Annotated in this window: 36 protein-coding genes; 32 read left to right on the forward strand and 4 right to left on the reverse strand. The window is 58.3% G+C overall.

The genetic code is table 11. From position 1 onward, the window contains the following. Nucleotides 1–27: 27 nt before the first annotated feature. Nucleotides 28–342, reverse strand: a complete 315-nt coding sequence (locus tag U367_RS0125725) for a hypothetical protein (RefSeq protein ID WP_028619157.1) — start codon at nt 340–342, stop codon at nt 28–30. Further along, complete coding sequence (locus tag U367_RS0125730; RefSeq protein ID WP_028619158.1) at nt 339–701, reverse strand: hypothetical protein; 363 nt, start codon at nt 699–701, stop codon at nt 339–341. Before U367_RS0125730 ends, U367_RS0125725 begins: the two co-directional genes overlap by 4 nt. Before the next feature lie 336 nt (nt 702–1,037). Between U367_RS0125730 and U367_RS0125735 the strand changes: the two genes are divergently transcribed. Further along, the gene (locus U367_RS0125735) at nt 1,038–1,268 is read left to right on the forward strand and encodes a hypothetical protein (RefSeq protein ID WP_028619159.1); all 231 of its coding nucleotides are present in this window, start codon (nt 1,038–1,040) and stop codon (nt 1,266–1,268) included. 234 nt (nt 1,269–1,502) lie between these two features. Here U367_RS0125735 and U367_RS0125740 read toward each other — a convergent pair whose 3' ends face one another. Then, nucleotides 1,503–1,886 carry a response regulator transcription factor gene (locus U367_RS0125740; RefSeq protein WP_028619160.1) on the reverse strand — a complete coding sequence of 128 codons (384 nt, stop codon included), beginning with the start codon at nt 1,884–1,886 and terminating at the stop codon, nt 1,503–1,505. A 357-nt stretch (nt 1,887–2,243) separates the two neighbouring features. On the opposite strand from U367_RS0125740, the gene U367_RS0125745 reads away from it, so the two are divergent. Then, on the forward strand, nt 2,244–2,561 hold the full coding sequence (locus U367_RS0125745) for a DUF1654 domain-containing protein (RefSeq protein WP_028619161.1): 318 nt from the start codon (nt 2,244–2,246) through the stop codon (nt 2,559–2,561). Between the two features lie 37 nt (nt 2,562–2,598). On the opposite strand, the gene U367_RS0125750 is transcribed toward U367_RS0125745, so the two are convergent. Then, nucleotides 2,599–3,426, reverse strand: coding sequence for a S24 family peptidase (locus tag U367_RS0125750; protein WP_028619162.1), 828 nt, complete (start codon nt 3,424–3,426; stop codon nt 2,599–2,601). A 90-nt stretch (nt 3,427–3,516) separates the two neighbouring features. Here U367_RS0125750 and U367_RS0125755 point away from each other — a divergent pair, with 90 nt between their 5' ends. The 30 genes from U367_RS0125755 (at nt 3,517) to U367_RS0125900 (ending at nt 23,807) form a co-directional block, all read left to right on the forward strand. Continuing rightward, on the forward strand, nt 3,517–3,723 hold the full coding sequence (locus U367_RS0125755; RefSeq protein ID WP_028619163.1) for a hypothetical protein: 207 nt from the start codon (nt 3,517–3,519) through the stop codon (nt 3,721–3,723). A gap of 278 nt (nt 3,724–4,001) precedes the next feature. Continuing rightward, a complete protein-coding gene (locus U367_RS0125760) occupies nt 4,002–4,952 on the forward strand; it encodes a DnaT-like ssDNA-binding domain-containing protein (RefSeq protein WP_028619164.1) in 951 nt (316 codons plus the stop codon). Beyond that, nucleotides 4,942–5,748 (forward strand): ATP-binding protein, encoded by an 807-nt coding sequence (locus U367_RS0125765; protein ID WP_028619165.1) that lies wholly within the window; start codon nt 4,942–4,944, stop codon nt 5,746–5,748. Before U367_RS0125760 ends, U367_RS0125765 begins: the two co-directional genes overlap by 11 nt. After that, nucleotides 5,748–5,957 carry a hypothetical protein gene (locus tag U367_RS1000000132450; protein ID WP_073860072.1) on the forward strand — a complete coding sequence of 70 codons (210 nt, stop codon included), beginning with the start codon at nt 5,748–5,750 and terminating at the stop codon, nt 5,955–5,957. The genes U367_RS0125765 and U367_RS1000000132450 overlap by 1 nt, the downstream gene beginning before the upstream one ends. Before the next feature lie 5 nt (nt 5,958–5,962). Beyond that, the gene (locus U367_RS0125770) at nt 5,963–6,394 is read left to right on the forward strand and encodes a VRR-NUC domain-containing protein (protein WP_028619166.1); all 432 of its coding nucleotides are present in this window, start codon (nt 5,963–5,965) and stop codon (nt 6,392–6,394) included. After that, nucleotides 6,391–7,671, forward strand: coding sequence for a tyrosine-type recombinase/integrase (locus tag U367_RS0125775; protein WP_028619167.1), 1,281 nt, complete (start codon nt 6,391–6,393; stop codon nt 7,669–7,671). The genes U367_RS0125770 and U367_RS0125775 overlap by 4 nt, the downstream gene beginning before the upstream one ends. Nucleotides 7,672–7,687: 16 nt before the next feature. Further along, complete coding sequence (locus U367_RS0125780) at nt 7,688–7,906, forward strand: hypothetical protein (RefSeq protein ID WP_028619168.1); 219 nt, start codon at nt 7,688–7,690, stop codon at nt 7,904–7,906. After that, a complete protein-coding gene (locus tag U367_RS0125785) occupies nt 7,903–8,220 on the forward strand; it encodes a hypothetical protein (protein WP_028619169.1) in 318 nt (105 codons plus the stop codon). The genes U367_RS0125780 and U367_RS0125785 overlap by 4 nt, the downstream gene beginning before the upstream one ends. Nucleotides 8,221–8,223: 3 nt before the next feature. Further along, nucleotides 8,224–8,577 carry an antiterminator Q family protein gene (locus U367_RS0125790; RefSeq protein WP_028619170.1) on the forward strand — a complete coding sequence of 118 codons (354 nt, stop codon included), beginning with the start codon at nt 8,224–8,226 and terminating at the stop codon, nt 8,575–8,577. A 233-nt stretch (nt 8,578–8,810) separates the two neighbouring features. Beyond that, nucleotides 8,811–9,818 carry a DUF1983 domain-containing protein gene (locus U367_RS01000000130305; RefSeq protein WP_236639991.1) on the forward strand — a complete coding sequence of 336 codons (1,008 nt, stop codon included), beginning with the start codon at nt 8,811–8,813 and terminating at the stop codon, nt 9,816–9,818. 36 nt (nt 9,819–9,854) lie between these two features. Then, the gene (locus tag U367_RS0125805; protein WP_028619171.1) at nt 9,855–10,184 is read left to right on the forward strand and encodes a phage holin, lambda family; all 330 of its coding nucleotides are present in this window, start codon (nt 9,855–9,857) and stop codon (nt 10,182–10,184) included. Nucleotides 10,185–10,247: 63 nt separating this feature from the next. After that, a complete protein-coding gene (locus U367_RS0125810) occupies nt 10,248–10,430 on the forward strand; it encodes a hypothetical protein (protein WP_028619172.1) in 183 nt (60 codons plus the stop codon). After that, entirely contained in the window at nt 10,421–10,795 is a 375-nt protein-coding gene (locus tag U367_RS0125815) for an HNH endonuclease signature motif containing protein (RefSeq protein ID WP_028619173.1), read from the forward strand. Before U367_RS0125810 ends, U367_RS0125815 begins: the two co-directional genes overlap by 10 nt. A 159-nt stretch (nt 10,796–10,954) precedes the next feature. Next, nucleotides 10,955–11,440 carry a phage terminase small subunit P27 family gene (locus U367_RS0125820; RefSeq protein ID WP_028619174.1) on the forward strand — a complete coding sequence of 162 codons (486 nt, stop codon included), beginning with the start codon at nt 10,955–10,957 and terminating at the stop codon, nt 11,438–11,440. After that, on the forward strand, nt 11,440–13,167 hold the full coding sequence (locus U367_RS0125825) for a terminase large subunit (RefSeq protein ID WP_028619175.1): 1,728 nt from the start codon (nt 11,440–11,442) through the stop codon (nt 13,165–13,167). Before U367_RS0125820 ends, U367_RS0125825 begins: the two co-directional genes overlap by 1 nt. Before the next feature lie 7 nt (nt 13,168–13,174). Next, nucleotides 13,175–13,339 carry a hypothetical protein gene (locus U367_RS1000000132105; protein WP_162834933.1) on the forward strand — a complete coding sequence of 55 codons (165 nt, stop codon included), beginning with the start codon at nt 13,175–13,177 and terminating at the stop codon, nt 13,337–13,339. Then, nucleotides 13,332–14,669, forward strand: a complete 1,338-nt coding sequence (locus U367_RS0125835) for a phage portal protein (RefSeq protein ID WP_050587928.1) — start codon at nt 13,332–13,334, stop codon at nt 14,667–14,669. Before U367_RS1000000132105 ends, U367_RS0125835 begins: the two co-directional genes overlap by 8 nt. Then, nucleotides 14,666–15,367: an HK97 family phage prohead protease gene (locus tag U367_RS0125840; protein ID WP_028619177.1), complete on the forward strand. Its 702-nt coding sequence runs from the start codon at nt 14,666–14,668 to the stop codon at nt 15,365–15,367. Before U367_RS0125835 ends, U367_RS0125840 begins: the two co-directional genes overlap by 4 nt. A 9-nt stretch (nt 15,368–15,376) precedes the next feature. Beyond that, nucleotides 15,377–16,630, forward strand: coding sequence for a phage major capsid protein (locus U367_RS0125845; RefSeq protein ID WP_050587929.1), 1,254 nt, complete (start codon nt 15,377–15,379; stop codon nt 16,628–16,630). A gap of 50 nt (nt 16,631–16,680) precedes the next feature. Continuing rightward, nucleotides 16,681–16,923, forward strand: coding sequence for a hypothetical protein (locus tag U367_RS0125850; protein WP_028619179.1), 243 nt, complete (start codon nt 16,681–16,683; stop codon nt 16,921–16,923). Nucleotides 16,924–16,925: 2 nt separating this feature from the next. Next, nucleotides 16,926–17,402, forward strand: a complete 477-nt coding sequence (locus U367_RS0125855) for a head-tail connector protein (RefSeq protein ID WP_028619180.1) — start codon at nt 16,926–16,928, stop codon at nt 17,400–17,402. Then, a complete protein-coding gene (locus U367_RS0125860) occupies nt 17,402–17,743 on the forward strand; it encodes a phage head closure protein (protein WP_028619181.1) in 342 nt (113 codons plus the stop codon). Before U367_RS0125855 ends, U367_RS0125860 begins: the two co-directional genes overlap by 1 nt. After that, nucleotides 17,733–18,215, forward strand: a complete 483-nt coding sequence (locus U367_RS0125865) for an HK97-gp10 family putative phage morphogenesis protein (protein ID WP_028619182.1) — start codon at nt 17,733–17,735, stop codon at nt 18,213–18,215. The genes U367_RS0125860 and U367_RS0125865 overlap by 11 nt, the downstream gene beginning before the upstream one ends. Further along, nucleotides 18,215–18,580 (forward strand): DUF3168 domain-containing protein, encoded by a 366-nt coding sequence (locus U367_RS0125870; RefSeq protein ID WP_028619183.1) that lies wholly within the window; start codon nt 18,215–18,217, stop codon nt 18,578–18,580. The genes U367_RS0125865 and U367_RS0125870 overlap by 1 nt, the downstream gene beginning before the upstream one ends. Before the next feature lie 64 nt (nt 18,581–18,644). Then, nucleotides 18,645–19,376 (forward strand): phage tail tube protein, encoded by a 732-nt coding sequence (locus tag U367_RS1000000132915; RefSeq protein WP_028619184.1) that lies wholly within the window; start codon nt 18,645–18,647, stop codon nt 19,374–19,376. Beyond that, complete coding sequence (locus U367_RS0125880) at nt 19,376–19,711, forward strand: phage tail assembly chaperone family protein, TAC (RefSeq protein ID WP_028619185.1); 336 nt, start codon at nt 19,376–19,378, stop codon at nt 19,709–19,711. Before U367_RS1000000132915 ends, U367_RS0125880 begins: the two co-directional genes overlap by 1 nt. Nucleotides 19,712–19,743: 32 nt before the next feature. Continuing rightward, the gene (locus U367_RS0125885; protein WP_028619186.1) at nt 19,744–20,007 is read left to right on the forward strand and encodes a hypothetical protein; all 264 of its coding nucleotides are present in this window, start codon (nt 19,744–19,746) and stop codon (nt 20,005–20,007) included. 47 nt (nt 20,008–20,054) lie between these two features. Then, nucleotides 20,055–20,411: a hypothetical protein gene (locus U367_RS0125890; protein WP_028619187.1), complete on the forward strand. Its 357-nt coding sequence runs from the start codon at nt 20,055–20,057 to the stop codon at nt 20,409–20,411. A gap of 52 nt (nt 20,412–20,463) precedes the next feature. Then, entirely contained in the window at nt 20,464–23,463 is a 3,000-nt protein-coding gene (locus U367_RS1000000130540) for a phage tail tape measure protein (protein WP_050587930.1), read from the forward strand. Next, the gene (locus U367_RS0125900; RefSeq protein ID WP_028619188.1) at nt 23,463–23,807 is read left to right on the forward strand and encodes a phage tail protein; all 345 of its coding nucleotides are present in this window, start codon (nt 23,463–23,465) and stop codon (nt 23,805–23,807) included. The genes U367_RS1000000130540 and U367_RS0125900 overlap by 1 nt, the downstream gene beginning before the upstream one ends. The last annotated feature ends 21 nt before the right edge of the window (nt 23,808–23,828 follow it).

The following is a 23,828-nucleotide window of genomic DNA, read 5'->3' on the forward strand; positions in this document are numbered from 1 at the left end:
GCTGGCGCACCTGATTGCTGATGCGCTTCATGGATTGCTGGGGAGTTTGAAGCCGTTCTCGCGAGCAATGAGGCGGGCCCGCTTGTAGTCGACGCCTGCGGCAAGGCATGCCTGGTGCAGAGATGCGCCAGAGTCGACAGCCTGCTTCAGCTTTGGCGCGATCTTGTCTCGCTCGGCGCGCAGCTTGTTGCTGTGCCCACCACCGTAGGTGCCGGCCTTCTCGCCGCTGACGCCCTGGGCGATCTGCTGCACTTCGTTGCCGTCGCCGAAGAAGGCTTTCATTTGCTCGTTCAGGTTGGCGATTATCGAATCCCGTGGATCGGGCATTGGCACGCCGATCATGGCTGCGCACCGTAGTAGGCGAACAGCACCATCATCGCGGCGAACCCGGCCGTCCAGCGCAGCATGCGGAAACCGAAGCGCCGTGAAGTTGCCTTGGCCGCGCTGAAGAAGTCAGCATTGCGCTCGAGCTGGTCGGCGTACTGACAGGCTCCGTCGTGGCCGGTGCGCGCACCGCGGGACACGCCGGTGGAGCGCTCCACCACATCGAACAGGTTCTTGCCGAGCGGCACCACGTTGAAACGGGGCACCTTCACTGGCTCTTCGCGACCGATCTTCATGTACATCTCCGAAGTGGAAAGCGAAACACGTTCCCGCAGGGCCTGCAGAACGGCTTGGCTTTGTTGGATGGCTGGGTTCATGCCGACTCCTTGGTTGTGGTTGCGTTTATTCGTCAGCAGCCTGACCGCCTGATGGTTGCCGGTGGGCCCAGGGGAGGGTGCTGACGAATAAAGGCGAGCCGAAAAAAAGCCCAGCAGGGACTGGGCTTTTCATTGCGTTACATAGACCTCCCTATGTCACGCAGGGGGGGGGGGCGGTCGAGCGCCTTGGTTTGAAGTTCACATGGCTGCCAATCCTCCGCGTTGAATGATCTGAAAAGACGTTGGCCAGCGGCCAGCTCACCACTGCCCAGGTGACGGGCTTTGCGCTAGGCTGAGCGCTCTCACACAACGCAGCCTGCAAAGGAGGGCGATCTAATGCCGACTTACAGCATCAAATACGATCGAGACATGGGGGATGGACTGCCAAAAGCTTACGAGGCAGCACGCGCAGTATCAGAAGGGGACGTGATCGAGCTTGAAAACGGGATGTGGCACGGAGTCAGGCAGATTCGAAAAACTCAGAAAGGTAATCAGCTAGTTCTTTCTGAATCTGGCCAGAGCGCTCAGCAGGCAGAGCTTCTACTAAGGCAGCAATTGTCCGAGTAAGAACGATAGTCGCGAACTTATTGCAGCTTTCTGCACTGACAAAATCAGTGCTGGGGTACATCAGAGCCATTCTTGTCGCGAGCCCAGGCTGCCCATTGCAAGCGAGGGTCATGAGTGCCGCCTCGATTCTTCCATTAATGCTTGGAGGTTGAATGGTCGGCCGTCCTGGTGAATCAGGGTGTGGGTGGTGCATGTTCATACTCCTTTTTTCTAGCCTGCTAAATGATGCTCTGTTTAGGCGATAAGGCTTGGCCGTTCCGCCTGGCGAAGCACTCGAACCTGGGCGGTGCGGCGCTCAGGAACCCGGCGATCACGTCGCATAGCGTCGTCACCGATCATTGAGTGCATGGCGATCAGCGCGGCCAGGGTGATGCACATCGGCGAGATGATCTGGCGGCGCATGGCCTCGGCAACTGCTGCTGTCTGCCGGTTCACACCGAGCTTGAACATGGCGCAGGAAAGCCGCTTTGCCACGGTGCAGGCTGCCACGTCGAATTGGCGGGCAATCTCCTTGGCTGTCTTGCCCTGGGCAGTGCCCAGCAGGTACTGAAGTTCTTTCGGCGCAAGGCCTCGTCCGAGGTGACCCTTCCATGCGCCGCTGACGATTGTTGCTTCCATCAATGTGACTCCCGGTTGGTTTCCCGTCTGGCCCTGTCACCAAGGCCAGCCAGTGAAATCTTCCGTTCTGTTTAAAGAGCTTGGTCCAGTCGGTCCCGTTTTCAGGGGCTGGGAGATCACTTCGCTGATCCCGTGCTATCTGGCGGCTTCACCAGTCGTGTATTGCCGAGAGCTGCTCGGCGATGGAGTGAATTTAGAAAACTAAACAGAGTTCGTCAATAGTTATTTTAGATATCTTAACTATTTTGGCGGCGAGGTACGCGTGAACGCTGATTGCGTCAAGACTTACGCGATTAGAAAAGTTCGGATAATCTGAGTGGATAACTGTATGCATATACAGCAATCAAGGAGCAGCTGATGGCGAGCCCGCAGAAGAAACCTCAACAGCAAACTCCTCTGTCAGGAGTTGAGCGTCTGACGCTCAGAGTTTCAAGCATGATCAACCACCCGATAGCCCAGGACAGGAAATGGGCAACCATCCACAGGCTTGATAGCGATGGAGAGCGTGAGTGGGAGGAGGTTATGGGCGTGCTCGCCGACGTTGACGGTATTGAGATGACTTTCAACGACGAAGATGAATCGGTCACTTTGAGCTGGGAAGCTGCGGCCGATGAAGATCCACGGGTCCAGGATCATGATGAGTTAGATGCGGTTGAAGAGCCCGCGCCTTTCTGATGGGCATAAAAAAGCCCGCTAGGTGGCGGGCTTTTGGTTATGCCTTTCGGGCATTCCAGATCAACAGCACCTTGGCATGGATCGTCACGTCGTCGATTCGAGCCGTTTGGTTTTCATAGTGTTTGTTGTCGGATATCAGCCTATAGCACTCTTCGTCCATGCGCATTACACGCTTGATGTACAGCTCTCCATGCCAAGTGAGAACGTATATCCCCTCACCGACGAAATCCTTTATCCCCTTGTCGACTATCACAAGGTCTTTGTCGTTGATCGTCCCGGCCATGCTCTCGCCCCAGCCGTTGATCATGCCAAGCGATGACGCGGAGGTATAAGTGACCCCTTTCTCGCGAAGAATTTCCTCGCGCACTACAAGATTTCGAACGACCTCGGTGTAGTCGGGCGGCACCTGGCCGTGCCCCATAGCCGCTCGGATATCGTATTGAGGAATGACGATTTCTTCACTGGTGGGTCGAAGACTCGATAGATGGCTTTGGACGAAACTCCCGCCGTGGTCGGCTGGACTATCTGCCTGCTCCGCTGCGGCGAGCATCGTCTCCCGAGCCTTTTCTGAAAGATTCTTTCCAGCCCGAGACGCGAGCATCTTGGCCATCAACTCAACCGTGGACATACCGGCCTTTGTGTCGTCGCTAGATGCCTGATCGGGCGTACCGACGCCATCGGACAGCCAATCCGGCGAGCAATCCAAAGCCTTCGCTAGCGCCAGAAGGTTTTTCCCCTTTGCGCCATTCGTGCCGCTCACCCAGAAACTTACCGTCGCCTTCGATACGCCAGTCAGTTTGCTGATGTCGGTGGCGCTGAGGTTGAGCGCCTTCATGCGTGAGGTCACGCGGTCTTTAAAGTCCATATTTAGGATTCTAAACATTTCATTGTTTAGATAACTTGCCTTGTGTTGTTAAGAACTCTAAACTCGCCAAAGACATTGGAGAGACGCCCCATGACCTTCGACGAAGCCCTGAAACATTTCCGCACCGGTCGCGCCATCGGTGACGCGCTCCGCGTTAGCGGCAGCCGCGTTTCCCAGTGCCGTGCGGCGGGAGGATTTTCGTACCCAATGCAGTGCGTTCTTGAAAAGGAGTCCGGTGGTGTATTAGTCGCCAATCGTGAAGATGACCCGACTCAACCATTGAAGCAGTCCGCCTAATCTGTTCGACGACGCCATTTTCCGCTGAGCGGGGAGGGGCAGCTAGAGATTCTGGATCAGCTGTTAATTCATCCAGTACTCGAATTTCAGACATAAAAAAACCGCCTGGCAGGGCGGTCCTTTCAACAGCTTGTAAAACATAGTGGGGCCATTATGAACACCAACGCCGCTCCAGGCAATACCCGCCATGCCGCGACACCTTTTCAAGAGTTGGAAAACGTGTCGCGACACCAGTTTCATTTCGAAGAGATTGAGCAAATTGTCGGGAGGGCTCGCTAATGGCCCGCGCACGCAATATCAAGCCAGGTCTTTTCAGCAACGAATTGCTGGTTGAGCTTCCTGCGTTTGACCGTCTTGCCTTCATTGGTCTTTGGTGCTTGGCGGATCGGGAAGGGCGCCTCGAAGATCGTGTGAAGCGAATCAAGATCGAACTGTTCCCGTGCGACGACTACGACGTCGAAGCTGGGTTGGCTCGACTGGCTGCTGCCGGCTTCATTTCTCGCTACCAGGTGGCTGGATTCTCGGTCATTGAGATCATCAACTTCCAGAAGCACCAGAGCCCGCACGGCTCGGAAAAGGACAGCACACTCCCTGACATTAACGGTTACCTCACTGTTAACGAACGGAAAAAGAACGTTGTAGTCGCAGGCTCCCAACGAAAGGTTCTTGTGGGCGAACTGTCTTTTAACGTTAAAGAACCGTTAGAGCCTGTTATCCCACCGTTAGATAACGCCCTGATTCCTGATTGTGGAATCCTGATTCCTGATTCCGGATTCACTGATTCTCCGAATCAAGATCAACACCACTCTCTCAACGCGGGCGAAGAAATTCCGGCGGCCGGCAGCGACATGGGCAGTGTCGGAGAAGACTTGCCGCCGGAAGAACCTGGGCCTGCTTTTGACCCGAAGTCCCCTGTCGAGATGACGCTGGATTGGATGCCAGACGCTGATTTGCTCAAAGCCTACTGCGTTCACTTTGGAGTCACCACGGACCTGTTCACCAAGGAGGCGGTCGCCCCGTTCACTGCTCACCACGAAATAACCGGCCTGCTGCAACCCCAGGCCAAATGGGTTTCGCTACTGGTGCGGTGGGTTAAGGATGACAAGAATCGTGACAGCAACGTACGTCCGTTCGTGAAGAAAGATGCGCCATCGCGGCACACGGGTTTCGCTGCCCGCGACTACACCGCCGGCTTAGTCCAGCGAGAGGACGGTTCCTATGCGCTCTGAGAAGGTCGTATCGATTTCTGAAGGCGTGCTGCCGATCCGAACTCAGCCCGCCGAATGTGAGAAACACGGCAAATTCGACCAGAAGGTTACCGTGATCCTTGGGCGAGAGCTTAAAGGGGGGTGCCCTGAGTGCCTGCGCGCGATCGCGACAGATCGAGAAGCGAGCGCCAAGGCGGAGGAGTCGTATCAACTGCGGCTTTCCCTGGCTCGAAAGCTGGGCGATGCCCTGATCCCAAAGCGTTTTCTGAGTCGCACCCTTGATAACTACCAGGAAGAGCATGACGGGCAGCGTCGGGCGCTGAAGTTTTGCCGCCACTACGTCGCGACCTTCGACCAGATTCGCGAAGTTGGACGCTGCATGGTGCTGATCGGGAAACCGGGCACAGGCAAGACTCATCTGGGTGTGGCGATGGCCAACGAGCTTCTGCACAAGTCCTCTCGGACGGCCGTATACCGCACGTTTGGGTCGGTTCTTCAAGCGATCCGCTGCACCTATGACAAGAGCAGCGATAGGACCGAAGGCAGCATCCTGGCGAGCTTGATAAGTCCCGACCTGTTGGTGCTGGATGAAATCGGCGTGAGCAAGGAGCAGCCCAGCGACTTCGAGCTGACCACGTTGTTTGCAATCATCAACGGCCGTTACGAGCGAGAGGCCCCCACGGTGATTATCTCGAACCTCAAAGCTGATGAGCTGGGGCGCGCCATGGGGGACAGGTGCGTTGACCGGTTGCGCGAGGGCGGGCTCATCGTTGTCCCGTTTGACTGGGAGTCGCAACGTGGAAAGGAAGGTTTTTGATGAGTAATGCTCGTTTGGCTCCTACCGATCCGTCTGCATATCGATATGCGGTGCACTGCTGCGGCTACAAGTGGGAGCTCACAGATAAGCCAGACCGGGCTGTCGCGCTATTCGAGCACCCGTCGGCAGCGCTGAAATTTGGGTCAGCGATGTGGCCCTCCACTTTCGAAGTGATTGATGTCGTTACGGGTGAGCGGGTATGCGCATGAAGTCAATGAATCCGTCTGCCGTGAGGCCTTTCACCCCTAAGCCGGCGCGGGCCAAGTCGATCGATCGTGAGGGCCTGGAGCAGGCAGCCTTGATCAAAGAAATCAGCCTGCGCTATCCGGCGGCAGCCAAGCTGATCTACCACGTCCCGAACGGTGGGCACCGGCACAAGCTGGTAGCGATCAAGCTGAAAGAGCAGGGCGTGAAGGCTGGCGTTCCTGACCTAGTCCTGCCAATGGCGCGCGGCGGCTACTTCGGGCTGTACATCGAGTTCAAGGCTACCGCGCCGCATGACGCCGCGGTATCCCCGGCCCAGGACGCATACCTCCAGGCGCTAACCGATCAGGGTTATCTGGCCATCGTCTGCCGCGGGCACTTCGACGCCATAGAGGCTATCCGGGCCTACCTTCTCCAACCTCAAACCAAGGCCGCCGCATGACCCAGACAGTGCTCACTTCGTTTACCGATGCGGAGATTCGCCGCCAGGCCGGCAATACCGCCGTCCGTGACCTGCGTGACGCGCGCTACCCTGGGGTGTATTTCCGTTTCCACCGAAACCGTGAGCGCGGTACCTGGTATCTGGTGTCGGGCAACAAGTGGGAGAAGATCGCCGCTTTTCCCCAGCTTCCCGTGAAGGGCTTGGTCGGCGCCCTGCCAAAAATCCGTGAGCGCCTGGCCGCCGATCCCAAGGCATCAGCCGCGGCCGGCACCCTGCAGACCGTTGGCCAACTGCTGGACTGGTTCACCGCCCGCCAGGCCGTTGACCGCAGTCTGTCGTCCAAGCGCCGCTCTACCAACACCTCGATCATTTCCTGCCACCTGAAGCCGCGGCTCGCCGATATCGCCGTGGAAGACGTCGACCGTTCCACCCTCGACAAACTGGTGATGTGGCCGATGCAGGCTGAAATGTCCCTGTCCTACGTCCGACTGATGTGGGGAGTGCTGGTGGTCGCGTTCCGCCAGGCCGAGAAGCTACGCCTGATCACCGCCAACCCCATCGCCGGGTTCAAGTTCACCGACTTCACCAAGGCCCGCATCCAGCCGAAGCCGTCTCGTCTGCGCTCCGTACAGCTCGAGGAAGTGATCGGCGAACTTGCCGCCGGCTTCGACCAGCACCCACAGGACTGCATGCTGGCCCTGATGATGCTGTGCCACGGCACCCGCGCCGGCGAGACCAGGCAAGCGCAGTGGTCCCACTTCACCCTGGGTGAGCAGGGCGAGTGGTTCATTCCCACCGAGAACACCAAGACCCGCTGCGAGCATCACTTGCCGCTGACCCACCAGGTGTGCGCGCTGCTGGAGCGGTACCGGGACTGGCAGTCAGCTAAAGGCTACAAGGGCACCTACGTGTTCCCGGCGCGGGGCCGTGGGCCGATCAGTGACAGCCAGGCCTGCGCAGTGTTCACCAGGCTGGGCAAGGGTGAGTGGACGAGCCACGACCTGCGCAAGGTGGCCCGAACCGGGTGGACAGACCTGGGCGTCGACTTCCTCATTGGCGAGATGCTGGTGAACCACACGATGACCCGCAACGTGCAGACCTACATCCACACCTCGGCCGAACTGCTCAAGCGCGAGGCATTGGTGAAGTGGCATGACTGGTTAGACGGGAAGGGTTTCAACCTGATTCACCGCTCGACCATGACTAGAAACGGAAATTCGCACAATGGCGCCGAGGCCTTGAATGGCGCGGCCTCTAGCCAAATCCAGAAACCATAAAAGGCGAGGTTTAAAAATGGCTTTCGTGATCGTCAAGTTCACCGCCCCTGGTGGTTATGAGTTCACCGAGCAGCGCAAAAAAGAGCCGGTTCTTGATGAGGTTGTGATGATCGGCGCTGACCAGTTTGTGGTGCGCGCCGTCATTGTTCCCGACTACTGGACTGCCTCCGGCGAAGTGAATCAGTACCGGGTTGCTTACGTCGTGCTGGCTTATAAGTCATTGGAGGCTGCATGAAGAAGTCCCACGGCCCAGCATTCCGCGCTGCCCAACTAGACCTGGCCAAGTGCCCGGCATGCCGCGGAAGGGCAGTGATCAAGGGCGTTTTCCATGAGCTGGCCTGCGTGCAGTGCAACGCATCGGGCTGGGTGACCGCCGAAACCGGTGAAGCGCTGCCGCTGGAGGTGCTGGTGACGCAGCTGAGCATCCGGCTCCAGGCTGCAGAGCAGCAAATCGCACAACACAACTGCTTCAAGCCTGCCGGTGCTGAAGCGCAATACAACGGGAACAACCGCCGTGGCCCAGGTGCCACCAACTTCACAGGGGATTGAGCCATGGCCTTCACACCGAGCTTTAAAGAACGCACCGCCGAGGATCTACTCGAGCATTGGGGTCGCTGGGTTGTGCTGGGCTCTGGCGTGTCGAGCTGCGCATCACGCGAGAACACCATCCTGTCGCCGATGATCACCGATGACGACGCGTTGATGATCGATGGATTGATGGGCCGACTGCTCAAGCGCTACCCCGAATGCGGCCAGGTGCTTATGAAGTACTACACCACCCGCGACAGTTCACTGATGGAGGTAGGCAAGAAGATGGGCTTCGGCGAAGAGAAGACGCGCGGGCTCTGGAAGGCGGGTATTGCGTGGATTGATGGAGCTTTAGATATTCGCCGTCAGGCTGCTTGACAGCCCCGGTCCCTGCATATAGATTTCAGTTACTTTGCGGTTTTTCCGCGTGCAAAGCCCGTCTCCGAGATGGGCTTTTTGCTTTCTACACTTCCTTGAGCCTCGGCATTTGCCGGGGCTTTTTAGTTTTCGGCTCCACCACACCCATTGCTCCGAGCTGGGAGTGCTGCTGGAGCTGATCTATGTGGGGGCTCGCCATATCGGCGGGCCTTTTTCGTTATGAGGCACAGCAAATGACCGATCCTCACATCCAGGCACTGGCTGCCCAGGTTCAAGCGAACACCGCCCAGATTGAAGCCGAATCCGGTGCGCGAGTGGTTGCCGACGAGCTGCTTGGCAAGCGGATCGATTCTCTGGAAGCAGCCATGGGCGGCCAAATCCAGAGCGCCAACTACGTGCCGGGCGTTTCCGGCTGGAAGCTCAACGCCCTCACTGGTGACTTCGAAATCCACTCTTGCACTCTCGGTAGCGCGGCGAATGCGCCAGAGCGCCAGATGGTCTCGGTAGAAGTGGCCAGTTGGAGCAAGTACGACCTGCCAAAGAACGCTGCCAACTTGCTCCAGTTCATGCGGGCCGAGCTGGAAAAGGTTCCGGAAGAGTACCGACACGCCGCCGAGTTCGAAGAGTTTGATGCGAGCTACAGCGATGAGTCGTTCAATGCTCGCCTGTTCCTGAGCTACTCCCGCCTCGAAACCGAGGAAGAGCTGGCTGATCGCCTGGAGAAGGCGAAGGTGGCCGGTACGCGCATCGGTATCAAGGACGGTTTGATGACCGTCACACATGACGGTGTTGTGCGGATCAAGCTGGGCAATCTTGACCAGACCGAGCAGCCTCAGCCCTTCAAGGTTGATGGCGATCAGGTCTTCATCAGCCAGGCCGCGATTCAGGACAGCATCGTCAAGTCGCCATGGCCGGCCGCATGGGGCGCGCGGATGCAGCTCGGTGAGAATGGCAAGTACTACGCGGCGGGCATCGGCTTGCCATCGCAGATCCTGGTGTCGGCTGATCTTTTCGCTATGAAGCCGAGTGCAACCGAAGCCGAGCTTATTGATGCCCTTTCCGGCGCGATTGGAATCACCCAGCTCTGCAAGTCACTGAAAGCGGAAGTCGACAAGATGAAACTCGACCGCTTGGCGGAGCAGGGCCAGGTCGACGCCGAACGCCTGCTCAATGCTGAAAAGGTCAAAGACGTGATCCGCGCCGAACTTCGTCAGGGCGGCTTGCTCTGGCGCCGCAGCTAATCCATTCCTTCACTCCCTCACCGGGAGGATATCGAGATGTCGAACATGCCAGATAAGCCAGACACCTGGGCATTGATGCTTGCGTGGCTGAGCCAGCATGCGCCGATCCTTTACCCGGCCGGGCTGTCCTTCGCCATGGCCGTGTTGCGCATCACCTATGGTGGCGGCTCACGTCGCCAGATGCTGGTGGAAGGCGTGCTGTGCGGTGGACTTACCCTGACCATCATCAGCAGCCTGGAGTTCTTCGGACTGCCCCAGAGCATGGCCACCTTCGTTGGTGGTTGGGTTGGCTTCCTGGGTGTGGAGAAGATCCGGTCGATAGCTGACCGGGTCACGGACTTCAAGCTGCCAACTAGGACGCCTTAGCGATGACCTGCAGCGGCTGCGCCGCCCGGCGCGAATGGATCAATAAGATGACGAGGCTGGCCTATGAGCGAGCAAGCGAACTGCTTACAGGTCGAGATGCTGGCCGAGATGAAGAAACAGACCGCGCTGCTGGAGCGGATGGAGACGCAACAAGCGCTCCTGATCCAGGCGTTGGCAGAGGACCAGGCCGAGCAAGACCCTGATGCTCTGCCACTGACATACATGGATGGCACCCCGTGCCGCTGAGGCCGCAGAAACCATGCAATGCCCAGGGCTGCAACACGCTTACGCGAAACCCTCGGTACTGCGATGAACATGCCCACCTGATCAAGAGTTCGACCTGGGCCAAGCCTCGGGAGAGCAGCACCAAGCGTCACTACAACTACAAGTGGCAGCAGGCCAGGGCAGGTTGGCTGGCCAAGCATCCGCTGTGCAGGTGCTGCGAGCAGGCAGGTAAGGTGGTTGCCGCGACAGATGTTGATCACGTCATCCCGCACAAGGGCGATATGGTCCTGTTCTGGGATCGGAACAACTGGCAGAGCCTCTGTGGTCCGTGCCACTCCAGCAAGACGGCCTCCGAGGATGGTGGTTTCGGCAATTCCCGGCGCTGAAAGCAAAAAAAACCAGGAAAACCAGTGAAAAACGATCAAATGAGAATGATTCGTGCAGAAAGGGAGGGGGAGGGTCGAAAGTCTGGGCCTTTTCGCTTCTAGACCGCGCCCTCAGTCGTTTTTTTACACCCGCGAAATTAAAAAGTCAGGAGTTGCGCGATGGGAGGCACCGCCACGGTCGCCGGCCGTGGTCGCAAACCCAAGCCAACGGCCAAAAAAGCACTCGCCGGAAACCCCGGCAAGCGCGCGCTGAATACAGCCGAGCCGCAGTTTTCCAAGATCACCCAGATCGACCCACCGGATTGGTTCAGCCCTCGGGCCGCCACCATGTGGAACATGATTGTTCCCGAGCTGCTGCGCGAGAACGTGGTGGCGATCACGGACCTGCACAACGTCGAGGCCTTCTGTAGCGCCTACGACAACTGGCGGCTTGCTCAGGAATCAATCACGCAGCATGGCATCGTCGTCACCGGTGCCACGGGCGGGCCGATGAAGAATCCCGCACTTACCGCCGCGAACGAAACGATGCGCCAGATGGTGACCTTCGGTTCGATGCTGGGTCTGGATCCGGCCAGCCGCACCCGACTGATCGGCGGCAACAAGGAGAAAGAAACCAACGAATTCGCCAACCTACTGAGAACCTGATGACCAAATCTGTCCACCCCAATGTCGACAAGGCAACGGCGTGGGGTCGGTCATTGCTCCGCGGTAAGGTGCCGGCGTGCCGTTATATCCACCAGGCAGTGCAGCGCCACTTCGATGATCTGGCGGCCAGCCGCAAACGCGGTTTCCGTTTCAAGTTCGACCCGGCCAAGGCAGAGAAAAAGCTCAAGCTAATGCAGCTGCTGCCACATACCAAGGGTGAGTGGGCATTCAAGCGTCAACTGATCACGCTGGAGCCCTGGCAGCTTTTTGGCCTGGCTGTGACATTCGGCTGGGTCAAGAAGAAGGGCGGTCACCGCCGGTTCCGTGAAAGCTACTGGGAAGTGCCCAGAAAGAATGGAAAATCTGTTGTCGCCGGCGGCGTGGGCATCAGCATGTTTGTTGCTGATGGAGAATTCGGCGCCGAGGTGTACGCCGGCGCAACGACTGAGAAACAGGCCTGGGAGGTTTTCCGGCCCGCCAAGCTGATGGTCAGCAAGTCACCAATGCTGATTCAAGCCGCAGGGATTGAGGTGAACGCCTCGAACATGAACATCCCGTCCGACTTCAGCCGGTTCGAGCCACTGATCGGCAACCCGGGTGATGGGGCCTCGCCAAGCTGCGCCATCGTCGACGAATACCACGAGCACCCAACGTCGGCCCAGTACGACACCATGCTCACAGGCATGGGCGCCCGACGTCAGCCTCTGATGTTCATCATCACCACGGCCGGCGCCGACATTGAAGGCCCTTGCTACGACAAGCGCCGCCAGGTCGTCGAGATGCTGGCCGGTACGGTGCCGGACGAAGAGTTGTTCGGTTGGATCTGGACGCTAGATGAGGGCGACGACTGGACCGATCCGAAAATGCTGGCCAAGGCCAATCCGAACCACGGGGTCTCGGTGTTTCAGGAGTACCTTGAGAGTCAGCAGGCCAGAGCCATTCGCTCGGCCCGGTTTGCCAACACCTTCAAAACGAAGCACCTCAATCTCTGGGTGAGTGCGAAATCCGGTTTCTTCAACATGGAGGACTGGAAATCCTGCGAAGACACCACGCTCACCCTGGAACAGTTCGAGGGACAAGAGTGGATCGCTGGTTTCGACTTGGCGCGGAAGCTGGATATGAACTCAAGGGCGCGCCTGTTTTGGCGTGTCATTGATGGGAAGACGCACTATTACAGCGTAGCGCCGAAGTTCTGGGTGCCCTACGACACTGCCTACGACAGCGACAACAAGCGCATGTCCGAACGGTTCCAAGCTTGGATCAATTCCAAGCATCTGGAGATAACCGATGGCGCCGAGATCGACTACCGAGAAATTTTCGAGGACACCAAGGAGGCCAATCACCAGGCCCCGGTCCGCGAGTGCCCGATTGACCCCCACGGCGCCACCGGCCTCAGTCACGATCTCGATGATGAAGGTTTCAACCCGATCACGACCACGCAGAACTACACCAACATGTCTGATCCCATGAAGGAACTTGAGGCAGCTATTACCGCTGGCCGATTTCACCACGATGGGCATCCGATAATGACCTGGTGTATCGCCAACGTGATCGGTAAACACATGCCCGGTAACGATGACGTCGTGCGGCCCATCAAGCAGGGCGACGACAACAAGATCGACGGCGCCGTCGCGCTGATCATGGCTATAGGCAGGGCGCTAATCCTCGCCAACGACAACAGCGGCAACATCAGCGACTTCTTTTCGAAACCTATCATTGTTGGATAACGAACCCATGGATACAGGCCTGATCCTCTTCATCGTGGCGGCCGTGGCCGCGCTGTGCCTGTTTGTCGCCGGCGTATTTGTCTTGGTCGGTCTCGGCTGGGCACTCATCGCTTGCGCTGCTTCTTTCTTGGCTGCGGCTGGATTCATCCGTAAGGGGCTGACTGGTGAATAAACCTATCAAGTCAGTCCTGCGCCAGGCTCTATTCAAATCCGCCGAGCCTGGATTTGTGAAGTCCTCGCTTGCTGGCTGGGTAGGTCGGCGCATTGGCCTGGGTGACGCTTCATTCTGGAATGGTTACTACGGCACTGATTCCGCGTCGGGAAAAACGGTGAGCCAGCAGACAGCGCTTCAGTTGTCGACGGTGTGGGCTTGCGTACGCCTCATCGCAGAAACCCTGGCCACCCTCCCGATCGCACTTTACGAAGACAATAACGGTGTGCCAGAGGTGGCCACTTCGCACCCCGTGCACCGGGTGATCAGCCAGCAGCCGAACGCCGACCAAACCCCTGTTGAGTTCTGGGAATGTGTGGTGGCCAGCTTGCTGCTCAGCGGCAACAGTTTTAATGAGCCTCATTTGGTGGGGCGCGATCTGTCTTCGTTGGAATTTATCCTCCCACAATCTGTTTCTCCGCCTCGGCGCACGAGCAGCGGCGCGATCGAGTACCGGTTCATCGACAGCGAGGGCAAGCCTCATACGCTACTCGATGAGCAAATGATGCACACGCGCGGGTTCGGGACCGATCCCATGTGCGGTTTGAGCCCGCTTGCCATGGGCCGCAATGTATTCGGCGCTGCTATGGCTGCCGATGAGTCGGCCAGCAAGATGTTTGCCAACGGGATGAAACTCGGCGGCGTTCTTTCCACAGACCAAATTCTCAACAAAGCCCAGCGGGAGGACATCCGAGAGGACATGGCTGCCAAGTTCGCCGGCGCTGTGAACACCGGAAAGACGATGGTTCTGGAAGCTGGCATGAAGTATCAGCAGGTGTCTATGACGCCCGAAGATGCACAAATGCTCCAAACCCGGGCCTTCAACGTCGAAGAGATCTGCCGGTGGTTTCGTGTTCCTCCTTGGATGGTCGGCCACACGTCCAATAGCACCAGCTGGGGCACTGGCATGGAACAGCAGATGCTCGGCTTCCTGAGCTTCACGCTGCTTCCCTGGATGAAACGCATCGAGCAGAGCATTAATCGCCGCCTACTGCGGCCCGATGAGCGCCGGCGGTTTTACGCGAAGTTCAACCCAGAGGGACTGCTCCGCGCCGACAGCGCTGCGCGCGCCGCGTTCTACAGCTCCATGACGCAAAACGGCATCTATACCCGCGACGACTGCCGGATCAAGGAAAACCTTGCACCCATGGGCGGTAACGCAGCGAAGCTCACCGTTCAATCCAACATGCTGCCGATCGACAAGCTCGGCGAGGGCTCGGGCGATGCCCAGCAAGCCCGTTCCGCGCTGTTGGACTGGCTCAACGAAACCCCCAAGGGGAACCAGGAATGAAACGGAAAGACCAGTCCCTCGCGGTGAAGTACCGCTCATTTGATTACGACGTGAAGGCTGTCAGCGATGACGGCCTTTTTTCTGGCTACGGATCGGTGTTCGGTGTCGTCGACAGTTACAACGAGGTGGTGGCGCCCGGGGCGTTTCTTGATTCGATCGCCGACCTCAAGGCGAAAGGCAGGTCTTTACCAGTCCTCTGGCAGCATCGCACCGCCGAGCCAATCGGTTCCTGGTCCATGGATACGCTGAAAGAGGACGCCAAGGGCTTGTTCGGTGATGGCGAGCTCTGGCTGGCTGATGCGCCGTATGCGCGTATCGCCATGCGCGGCATGAAGTCCCGATCCATCACTGGCCTTTCCATCGGCTATTACGTGCGCGAATCGAGCTTCGACGAGAAGACACGCATCCGCACGCTCACCAAGCTCGACCTGGTGGAAATTTCCATTGTGACGGTACCGGCCAACGATGAGGCGCGCACCGACACCATCAAGTCGAAGCTGGCACATGGCGGCCTTCCTTCACTTAAAGAATTCGAGTTGCTCTTGCGCGAGGCAGGATTCTCGAAAAATCAGTCAACGGTGATTGCCAACCGTGGACTGCAACACCTGCTCCGGAGCGAGTCCGCGGGCGACCTGGCTGAAGCTGAACTCGTCGAGGCGCTCAAATCGCGCCCGGCACTGACTCTCCCATCGTTTTGAGGATTCACCATGCATAACGCCATGAGCAACCAGGCTCGCGCCGAAAACCGTCAGTTGCAACGCAAGGAGCACTCCGACGACAAGGTCCAGTTGAAAGCGGTCAATGACCTGCTCGATCAGCGCGACCAGGAAATCAAAGCGTTCGCCGAGAAAGCGAACAAAGAAATCAAAGAGCACGGCACCATTCTGGCCGATACCAAGACCGTTCTCGAAGGCCTGGTAAAGGATGGCGTGGGCTTGCAGGATCGCCTGCAGGACCTCGAGCAAAAGATGTCTCGCCGCTTTGCGGCCAACGATCCGACTGACGCCAAGTCGGTAGGCGAAGAGCTGTCCGACTCGGATGACTTTAAGGCCTTGCAAACTCGCGGCCGTGGTATCGCCCGCATTGGTCGCAAAGCCGTCACCAACATCACCAGCGCAACCACCGGTACCGGTGGCGTGGGTGTCGGCATCCAGCCAACGCGTGTACCTGGCATCGTTGCAGATCCGGAGCGTCAGTTCGTCATCCGCGATTTGATCATGCCCGGCCGAACCGGCTCCAATGCTGTGGAGTTCGTGCAGGAAAGCGGATTCCAGAACATGGCGGCGATCCAGGCCACTGAGGGCGCAGCGAAAGCCCAGTCGGATATCTCGTTTGCGCTGAAAACGACCAACGTCGTGACCATTGCGCACTGGTTCCGCGCCTCCAAGCAGGTTCTGTCCGATATTCCGCTATTGCAGAGCTACATCAACGGTCGCGCGATCTACGGCCTGAAATACAAGGAAGAAGAGCAGATCCTCGCCGGTAACGGCGTGGGTGGGAACATGCTCGGCCTGATCCCCCAGGCATCCGCTTTCAACAACGCCCTCCGCAAAGCCGGCGATACCAAAATCGATACGCTGCGTCGCGCCATCCTGCAGGTGCGGATCGCCGAATACCGCGCCTCGGCGATCGCACTGAACCCCGTCGACTGGGCTGATATCGAGCTGACCAAGGACAGCACTGGCTCCTACATCTGGGTAAACGTCCAGGAAGGCGGCGCGCAACGCCTGTGGAAACTGCCTGTTGTGGATAGCAACGCTGTTCCAGAGGGTGAATTCCTGGTGGGCGCCATGAACATCGCGGCTCAGATTTTCGACCGCGAAGAGGCGGCCGTCGAAGTTTCGACTGAAGACGGCGACAACTTCCGTACCAACATGGTCACGATTCGCGCGGAAGAGCGCCTGGCTATGGCTGTGTACCGTGAAGAATCCTTCGTCCACGGTGAATTCGACGCGCCGTAAGGCTTCGACACCTCATAGGAGCGCACCCGGGAAACCGGGTGCGAACACCGATGCCAGACATCACTGTAAAAGCGATCAAGGGCTTCAATGCCGACGGCCTGGATTCAGGCGAAAAGTATGTGAAGCGTGGTGCGGAATTCACCGTGGATGAGTCGGTGGCCCGCGATCTCCGCCGTAATGGCCTGATCGAGGAATACGACGTGAAGAATTCTGCTTCCCCGGAAAACAAGCAGGCCCCAACCCTTTCGAATAAAGCTGCGCCAAAAACCGCAGCCAAGAAAAAGGCCGACTGACCATGAGCGTGATCGACATCGAACTGGCCATGAAGCACCTGCTCGCGGAGCCTGAGGATCAGGACCTGGTGCAGTCGCAATTGGACGGCGCCGAGGAAGCTGCTCAGCAGTTCCTTCAGAGGCGGTTCTTTACCGATCAGGCCGCGGTGGATCTCGCAAAGTCTACCACTCTTCAGCGGACCCAGGCGGCGCGCGCCACTTACCGCGCCGCCCTGGTGGTGGCTGATTCCCCTGAAAACTCTGACGACCGTTGCCGGCTGCGTGAACGTGCTCGCCAGGCCCTGGCGGACGCCTTCGAGGCTATCGACATGGACGAATTCGGGATAGTGATCAACAAGGGAATCGTGGCGGCATGCCTACTCAAGCTTGGGCACCTGTTCGCGAACCGTGAAGAGGTGGTGACGGGTACCATTGCCACCGAGCTGCCACTGACCAGCAAGGCCCTGTTGATGCCTTATCGCATCCGGATGGGTGTGTAGTGCGCGCCGGTAGGTTGCGGCACCGCGTCGATATCCAGAAACCGGTGGTGGATCGCGACCCGGAAGACAACACCGAGCTTCCGGTGAGATGGGAAACCGTCTGGGAGCGTTGCCCGGCGTCGGTTGAGCCCTTGAGCGCCAGGGAGTTCTTGGCGGCCCAGGCAACTCAGTCTGAGGTTACAGCGAAGATTGTGGTTCGGTATCGCCCGGGATTGGTGCCCACGATGCGGATCATTCACCGCGGCGAGATCTACAACATCGCCGGAGCTTTGCCAGACAACGTTTCGGGTCTCGATTATTTGACGCTGCCGGTCAGCAAGGGTGTGAACGATGGTCGATGAAGTCAAGTTCAGCTTGATCGGCGTCGACAACTTGCTGGGGAAACTCGCCACGGTGAACGATGAGGTCAAGCGCAAGACCGGTCGCACCGCGCTTCGTCGGGCTGCCGAGATGGTCGCCAGGAACTTCAAAGAAGGCGCCCGGCGCTGGGATGACCCGGACACAGGGCGTTCCATTGCCGACAACATCGTGCTGCGCTGGAACGGCCGTCTATTCCGTCGTACTGGTGACCTCGGCTTTCGTGTTGGCGTTCTGCACGGCGCGGTGCTGGTCAAGAACGGCAGCACCGAGAAAAGTGCACCGACACCACATTGGCGTCTGCTTGAGTTCGGTACCGAGCATATTGCTGCTGACCCGGTGGCCCGCCCAGCTCTGGAAGATCATATCGGCGAAGTCACCAACGAGTTCGCCACTCAGTTCGAGAAAGGCCTCGACAGAGCAATACGTCGGACCGAGAAGGCTAGGAGCAGCTGATGTTCGCACCAATCAACGCCGTGTGCGCCATGGATGCCGGGGTCATCGCAGTCCTGGGCTCAACCCCGCAGCGCCTTTATCCATTCGGCGACGCACCACAGGATGGGCAAAAGCCTTACGCGGTATGGCAGACCATCGGTGGTGACCCCGAGAACTACCTGGCTGGACGCCCAGACACCGACGGCTACACGTTGCAGGTCGATGTGTACGCCACGACGGGGAAGGATGCCAGGGCCGTTGCGAAGGCCATCAGGGACGCCATTGAGCTGAAGGCCTACATCATCCGCTGGGGTGGTGAAAGCCGCGACCCGTCCACAAAGAATTACCGGTACAGCTTCGATGTGAGCTGGCTCGTTCCTCGATAACGTTGCAACCCAAACCAACCCCGCCGAGTGCGGGTTTTTTTATGCCCGACATTTGGAGAACGCCATGTCGATCCTTTCCCAAGGAACCCAGATTTACGCACTGGTCCCGCCGCTCACCGGTAGCGGGCCAATGACCGTCATGGAAGTGGAGTGCGCCACCAGCTTCGATCCGGGCGGTGCGCCGGCCGAACAGATCGAGGACACCTGCCTGTCCGCCGACGAGCGCAGCTATAAGAAAGGCTTGCGCACCCCTGGCCAAGCATCGCTCGGCCTCAACGCTGACCCGAACAACGCGAGCCACATTCGCCTGCATCAGCTCTCGGAAGCCAACGGCGATACCACTATCAAGTGGGTGGTGGGCTGGTCTGACGGCAAGGACATTGTGCCGACCATTGCCGCCGGCGGCAGTCTGGGTGTGGCAACGGTTACTGCTGGCGGCACCGGTTACACCACGGCACCTACTGTGGCGCTCACTGGTGGCGGTGGCTCTGGCGCGACTGCAACGGCTACTGTTTCTGGCGGTGTGGTGACTGGTGTCACGATCACCAACAAAGGCACCGGTTACGCCTCGGCCCCGACTGTCGCTTTCACTGGCGGTGCTGGTACCGGCGCAACCGCCACCGTCGCCCTGGCGGCCGGTGATGACTTCGACCTGCCGCCGACCCGCACCTGGTTCGCTTTCCAGGGCTACGTGGCCGACTTCCCATTCACCTTCGCGCAGAACGCCGTGGTTGCATCGACAGTGTCGATCCAGCGCTCGGGCGGTTCCGCCTGGATTCGTAAGGTCTCCGCATAATGGAACTGAACATCGCGAACCTGAAAAAATCGAAGGCATTCACTGCGCGACCGGTGGCCAAGGAGATCGAGTGGGAGGGCTCCAAGTTCACTTGCTACGTCCGGCCCTTGTCGTATCAGACAGCGGTGGGTGACATCGCCGCCCACCGAGGTGCTGATCCGCTGGCCTGCCGCATTGCTTCGAGCATCTGTGATGCTGAGGGCAAGGCAGTGTTTACTGTGGCCGACATCACCGGTGAGGCTGATCCGGAAAAGGGCGCCCTCGACCCTGACCTGACCAACCTGCTGCTGATCGCCATTGGCGAGGTGCAGAACTCGGGAAAGAAGAAGCGCTAGACCCTTCGGATGAGTTGTGGTGCGAGCTGGTCATGAATGGAATCGGCGGCCGCACCATTGCCGAAGCGCAGGAGCGCATGGCCTATTCCGAGTTTGTGGTCTGGATGAAGTTTCGCGCCAAGCGTGGATCGCTGCACCAGGGCATGCGGGTCGAGATGGCTCTGGCGCAGTTCCAGGCGTTCTACGTCAATTCGAAGACCGGCAAGGATGCTCCGAGGCTGTACCAGCAGGACTTCGCACCGCACATGGATCCGCGTGTCGAGTCGCTTGAGGAGGCTGTGGCAGGTTGGGCGTGATCTGCCATGGATGGTAAAGTCCGCGATCATCTTAGGGAGATATGTAAATGCGCGGATATGCAGCTATGGCATTTGTTTCGCTTGCGCTTGTAGCCAATAGTGCAAGCTCAGAAGAGCTTGTGCCGCACGCTCTGGCCAGAAACACATTCAACACAGCGCTTGATTCGGCGTCGATGGAGATTGAAGGTTGCAAGCAACAGTCCACCATTGTGTCTATGTATAAAGCTGCAGTGCAGAAAGGCAAGGAGGATCAATTTATTGATGCTCTTGGTCCAAAAAGCGAAGTGGCTGTTTACTTGCTGTCTGAAAAAGCGAAAGGAAATTCGGAAGGTGACCCTTATCAGTATCTGAGCGACTGCGTTAGCGAGATACAAAAGCAGCTGGCGCTCAGAAAAATGAAGTAACTAAAACGAGAAAGCCCGCACTGAGTGGGCTTTTTTTTGCTCGGAGAAAAGCATGGCTGGATCACTTGGCACTCTGACTCTTGACCTGATTGCCAAGATAGGTGGTTTTACTGGCCCTATGGATCAGGCGGGACGGTCCGCAAAGAAAACGTCCAAGGAGATGACTGACGCAGCTCGCGAGGCTTCGCTTGCCTGGAGCGCGCTTGCTGGCGCGGCCGCAGGTGTTGTAGGTGCATTTTCGGTAGCGAGCATCTTCGGTCGATTCGTAACGGAAACGAAAAACGCAGAACAAGAACAGGCGCAGCTTGGGGCGGTGTTGCGCTCAACCGGTGAGTCGGCAGGGTTCAATCGGGATCAATTGAACGCCATGGCTGATGCGTTGGAAAAAGCGACAACTTTTTCTGGTGGTGATATCAATCAAGCACAAACGACGTTGCTTGCATTCACCGGTATTGTTGGCAACCAATTCAACCGCGCCCTGCAGTCTGCCGCCGATATGGCGGCGCGTACTGGCACCACTGTTAAGGATGCGGCTGAAACGATTGGTCGCGCCCTTGACGTTCCATCTCAGGGATTGACGGCGCTCAGCAAGCAAGGATTCCGGTTCACTGATGAGCAAAAGAAACTTGCCGCTGCGCTTGAGTCCACTGGCGATGTAGCAGGCGCCCAGCAAATTATCCTCGCATCCCTAGAGGAATCTTACGGGGGTGCTGCCGCTGCTGCACGGGACACGTTCGGCGGGTCGCTTGATGCCCTGCAGAACACGATCTCAGGCTTACTTACAGGTGAGGGCAGCCTGGATTCTGCGAAAGCTGCGGTTGAAGGGTTAAACAAAACGCTCAGTTCTCCAGCTGCGAAGGCCGCCATCGAGGGGCTTGGAACCGCCGTAACGGTGCTGGCTACCGTGATGACCGCCCGATTGGCAGCCTCTGCGGTGTCAGCATCTGCTGGATTCGTATTGCTACAGGTCCAGGCGGTCGGCGCTTCTCTTGCCGCTGCTCGCCTCTCGGGCGCATCAATCGCAGCTACTGCTGGCATCACCGCAATGGGCGTAGCGGCAAGGGCTGCATCTGCTGCAATGGCGCTGCTTGGTGGCCCAGTAGGTATTGCAATCACCGCGGCTGCCGCTCTTGCCTACTTCATTACGCGAAGCGACGACGCCAAGGCTAGTGCGACCGGCTTGGCGGATAAGATTGACTGGCTCAGCAAATCATTTGATGGGCTGACGAAAAACCAGGCCCGCTCCGCACTTCAGGACATTAACGCGGGGCTGCTGGATGCTCAGCTTGCCGCGATCGATGCAGATACTGCTGTCAGCCAATACCAAAGGCTTTTGAGAGATTATCCGGACGATAAGCGGCAGCAAGAGTGGAACGCTTCGTTGGTCACCGCTCAGGGTGAACTTGATACAGCGCGTCAGAAGGTTGCTGGCCTGGGAGATCAGATCCAGAAACTGAACGGGATATTGGCCAACTCAGCAGATGTACCGGTATCCAAAGTCTATAAGGACATGGCGAAGGCTCTTGATGAGCAAATTGCTGTAGCAGGAAAGCGCACTAACGCAGAGAAGCTTGCTGCCAAAATCAGTGGAGGCTTTGTAGAAGGGCTTAAAGCTGGCGAGGGTGAATTACTAGTTGCCAAGCAAAAGAACCTGGATGCGATCGAGAAAGCCGCCGCGGCAACAAAGAAAGCTGATGAGTCAGCTAAAAGTTCGGCGAAGGCGGCGGCTGCGGCACTCGAGAAACGTGGAGTTGATTCCGAAGAAAGCTACCGTCGGCAGATTGCACTCATTGATGAGACCACCGGTAAACAGGGTAAGGCGACCGAAGTCGCAAAGCTCGCCTTCGAACTGGAAACCGGAAAGCTGAAAGGCGTCAGCGCCGAGCGGCAGAAGGTGTTGAAGGACTTGGCCGCCGAGCTGGACTCGAAGGTCAAACTCAAGAAGCAAAATGAGCAAGACTTGAAGCTGGCGACCCTGGCGTCGAACCTCAAGGATAGCAACACCATCGTGAAGCAAGGTTTCGACATGGAGTTGGCTGGTGCGGGTTCCGGGGAAAAACTGAGGGGGCGCCTCAAGGAGGACTTGGCGATCCAGCAGGACTACGCCAAGCAGCGCGCTGAGATGTACAAGCAGTATAAGGAGGCCGAGCTGCTGGGCGATCCTGACGCCAAGGACACCTACGACAAGGAAACCGCTCTTCTCGAGGAGGCCCTTGCTGAGCGGATGGTCATCCAGCAGGATCACTACAACCAGCAGGATAAAGCTCAAGCGAACTGGATGGACGGGGTCAGTGATGCCTGGCAGAACTACGTCGACGCCGCTACCAATTACACGGCCATGGCTGCCGAGGCGACTTCTTCGATACTCGATAGCGCAAAGGGCGGACTCAGTAATTTCCTGTCAGATGTGATCAGTGGTGCCGAATCTGCCGATGATGCGCTCGGCGATCTGGTAGCCAACTTCGCGAAGTCCACGCTGCAAGCCCTTTCTGACATGGCCGCGCAGTGGTTGGTGTATCAGGCGGTGCAGCTCTTGGTGGGTAAGTCTACCCAGGCAAGTGCGGCGCCGATGCTGATTGCAAACGCTCAGGCTACAGCCTCCCAGGCCAGCTTGGCGGCGTACGCTTCGACGGCTGCAATACCAATCGTTGGCCCGGCTGCCGCGCCTGCTGCTGCGGCAGCGGCCGCATTGGCAACAGCTCCTATGGTCGCAACTGTTGGTGCTGCGGCGCTCGCTGGTATGGCGCACGACGGCATCGACGCGGTACCGGAGACGGGGACCTGGCTGCTTCAAAAGGGCGAGCGAGTAACCACGGCTGAGACCAGCGCAAAGTTGGACAGGACGCTCGACCAGCTACGCGCAAACTCGGGTGTCAGCGGTGGAGGGGGCATCAACATCAGCGCACCAGTAAGCGTGCAAGCCCAGCCAGGTATGAGTGGTGACGATGCTCGTAAGCAGGGCGAGGCGATGGGCCAGGGTCTGGTCTCGGAAATCCGGCGCGTGCTTCAAGGTGAAATGGGGCAGGGCGGCATGCTCTGGAGGCGAGTCTGATGGCGGAAACATTCAGCTACTGCGTTCAACTGGGCGGCGACGGAGAGATTGACCAGCGCACATGGGAGAACGATTTCGGTGATGGGTATACCCAGGCTGGTGGCATCGGCATCAACACCAAAAGCGAGAACTGGAACCTGACGCACTCTGGCGTCATGGCTCCCGGTGAGGAGTTGCTGAAGGTGCGAGATTTCATCGACCGGCACGAAGGTTACAAGGCGTTTATCTGGACGCCGCCGGGCGGGGTGCAGGGCCGATATCGCTGCAAGGGCTACAAGTCCAAGCCGCTCGGCGCTGGCCTGTGGACGCTTTCTTTCACCTTCAAGCAGACCTACACACCGTAACCGCAAACCTCACCAGACCCC

It is taken from the genome of Pseudomonas canadensis (assembly GCF_000503215.1).
Lineage (GTDB): Bacteria > Pseudomonadota > Gammaproteobacteria > Pseudomonadales > Pseudomonadaceae > Aquipseudomonas > Aquipseudomonas canadensis.

Bases quoted from the DNA above. Each gene is read 5' to 3' on its own strand.
- U367_RS0125725 (WP_028619157.1), bottom strand. From the start codon at position 342: ATGATCGGCGTGCCAATGCCCGATCCACGGGATTCGATAATCGCCAAC.
- U367_RS0125730 (WP_028619158.1), bottom strand. From the start codon at position 701: ATGAACCCAGCCATCCAACAAAGCCAAGCCGTTCTGCAGGCCCTGCGG.
- U367_RS0125735 (WP_028619159.1), top strand. From the start codon at position 1,038: ATGCCGACTTACAGCATCAAATACGATCGAGACATGGGGGATGGACTG.
- U367_RS0125740 (WP_028619160.1), bottom strand. From the start codon at position 1,886: ATGGAAGCAACAATCGTCAGCGGCGCATGGAAGGGTCACCTCGGACGA.
- U367_RS0125745 (WP_028619161.1), top strand. From the start codon at position 2,244: ATGGCGAGCCCGCAGAAGAAACCTCAACAGCAAACTCCTCTGTCAGGA.
- U367_RS0125750 (WP_028619162.1), bottom strand. From the start codon at position 3,426: ATGGACTTTAAAGACCGCGTGACCTCACGCATGAAGGCGCTCAACCTC.
- U367_RS0125755 (WP_028619163.1), top strand. From the start codon at position 3,517: ATGACCTTCGACGAAGCCCTGAAACATTTCCGCACCGGTCGCGCCATC.
- U367_RS0125760 (WP_028619164.1), top strand. From the start codon at position 4,002: ATGGCCCGCGCACGCAATATCAAGCCAGGTCTTTTCAGCAACGAATTG.
- U367_RS0125765 (WP_028619165.1), top strand. From the start codon at position 4,942: ATGCGCTCTGAGAAGGTCGTATCGATTTCTGAAGGCGTGCTGCCGATC.
- U367_RS1000000132450 (WP_073860072.1), top strand. From the start codon at position 5,748: ATGAGTAATGCTCGTTTGGCTCCTACCGATCCGTCTGCATATCGATAT.
- U367_RS0125770 (WP_028619166.1), top strand. From the start codon at position 5,963: ATGAATCCGTCTGCCGTGAGGCCTTTCACCCCTAAGCCGGCGCGGGCC.
- U367_RS0125775 (WP_028619167.1), top strand. From the start codon at position 6,391: ATGACCCAGACAGTGCTCACTTCGTTTACCGATGCGGAGATTCGCCGC.
- U367_RS0125780 (WP_028619168.1), top strand. From the start codon at position 7,688: ATGGCTTTCGTGATCGTCAAGTTCACCGCCCCTGGTGGTTATGAGTTC.
- U367_RS0125785 (WP_028619169.1), top strand. From the start codon at position 7,903: ATGAAGAAGTCCCACGGCCCAGCATTCCGCGCTGCCCAACTAGACCTG.
- U367_RS0125790 (WP_028619170.1), top strand. From the start codon at position 8,224: ATGGCCTTCACACCGAGCTTTAAAGAACGCACCGCCGAGGATCTACTC.
- U367_RS01000000130305 (WP_236639991.1), top strand. From the start codon at position 8,811: ATGACCGATCCTCACATCCAGGCACTGGCTGCCCAGGTTCAAGCGAAC.
- U367_RS0125805 (WP_028619171.1), top strand. From the start codon at position 9,855: ATGTCGAACATGCCAGATAAGCCAGACACCTGGGCATTGATGCTTGCG.
- U367_RS0125810 (WP_028619172.1), top strand. From the start codon at position 10,248: ATGAGCGAGCAAGCGAACTGCTTACAGGTCGAGATGCTGGCCGAGATG.
- U367_RS0125820 (WP_028619174.1), top strand. From the start codon at position 10,955: ATGGGAGGCACCGCCACGGTCGCCGGCCGTGGTCGCAAACCCAAGCCA.
- U367_RS0125825 (WP_028619175.1), top strand. From the start codon at position 11,440: ATGACCAAATCTGTCCACCCCAATGTCGACAAGGCAACGGCGTGGGGT.
- U367_RS1000000132105 (WP_162834933.1), top strand. From the start codon at position 13,175: ATGGATACAGGCCTGATCCTCTTCATCGTGGCGGCCGTGGCCGCGCTG.
- U367_RS0125840 (WP_028619177.1), top strand. From the start codon at position 14,666: ATGAAACGGAAAGACCAGTCCCTCGCGGTGAAGTACCGCTCATTTGAT.
- U367_RS0125845 (WP_050587929.1), top strand. From the start codon at position 15,377: ATGCATAACGCCATGAGCAACCAGGCTCGCGCCGAAAACCGTCAGTTG.
- U367_RS0125850 (WP_028619179.1), top strand. From the start codon at position 16,681: ATGCCAGACATCACTGTAAAAGCGATCAAGGGCTTCAATGCCGACGGC.
- U367_RS0125855 (WP_028619180.1), top strand. From the start codon at position 16,926: ATGAGCGTGATCGACATCGAACTGGCCATGAAGCACCTGCTCGCGGAG.
- U367_RS0125865 (WP_028619182.1), top strand. From the start codon at position 17,733: ATGGTCGATGAAGTCAAGTTCAGCTTGATCGGCGTCGACAACTTGCTG.
- U367_RS0125870 (WP_028619183.1), top strand. From the start codon at position 18,215: ATGTTCGCACCAATCAACGCCGTGTGCGCCATGGATGCCGGGGTCATC.
- U367_RS1000000132915 (WP_028619184.1), top strand. From the start codon at position 18,645: ATGTCGATCCTTTCCCAAGGAACCCAGATTTACGCACTGGTCCCGCCG.
- U367_RS0125880 (WP_028619185.1), top strand. From the start codon at position 19,376: ATGGAACTGAACATCGCGAACCTGAAAAAATCGAAGGCATTCACTGCG.
- U367_RS0125885 (WP_028619186.1), top strand. From the start codon at position 19,744: ATGAATGGAATCGGCGGCCGCACCATTGCCGAAGCGCAGGAGCGCATG.
- U367_RS0125890 (WP_028619187.1), top strand. From the start codon at position 20,055: ATGCGCGGATATGCAGCTATGGCATTTGTTTCGCTTGCGCTTGTAGCC.
- U367_RS1000000130540 (WP_050587930.1), top strand. From the start codon at position 20,464: ATGGCTGGATCACTTGGCACTCTGACTCTTGACCTGATTGCCAAGATA.
- U367_RS0125900 (WP_028619188.1), top strand. From the start codon at position 23,463: ATGGCGGAAACATTCAGCTACTGCGTTCAACTGGGCGGCGACGGAGAG.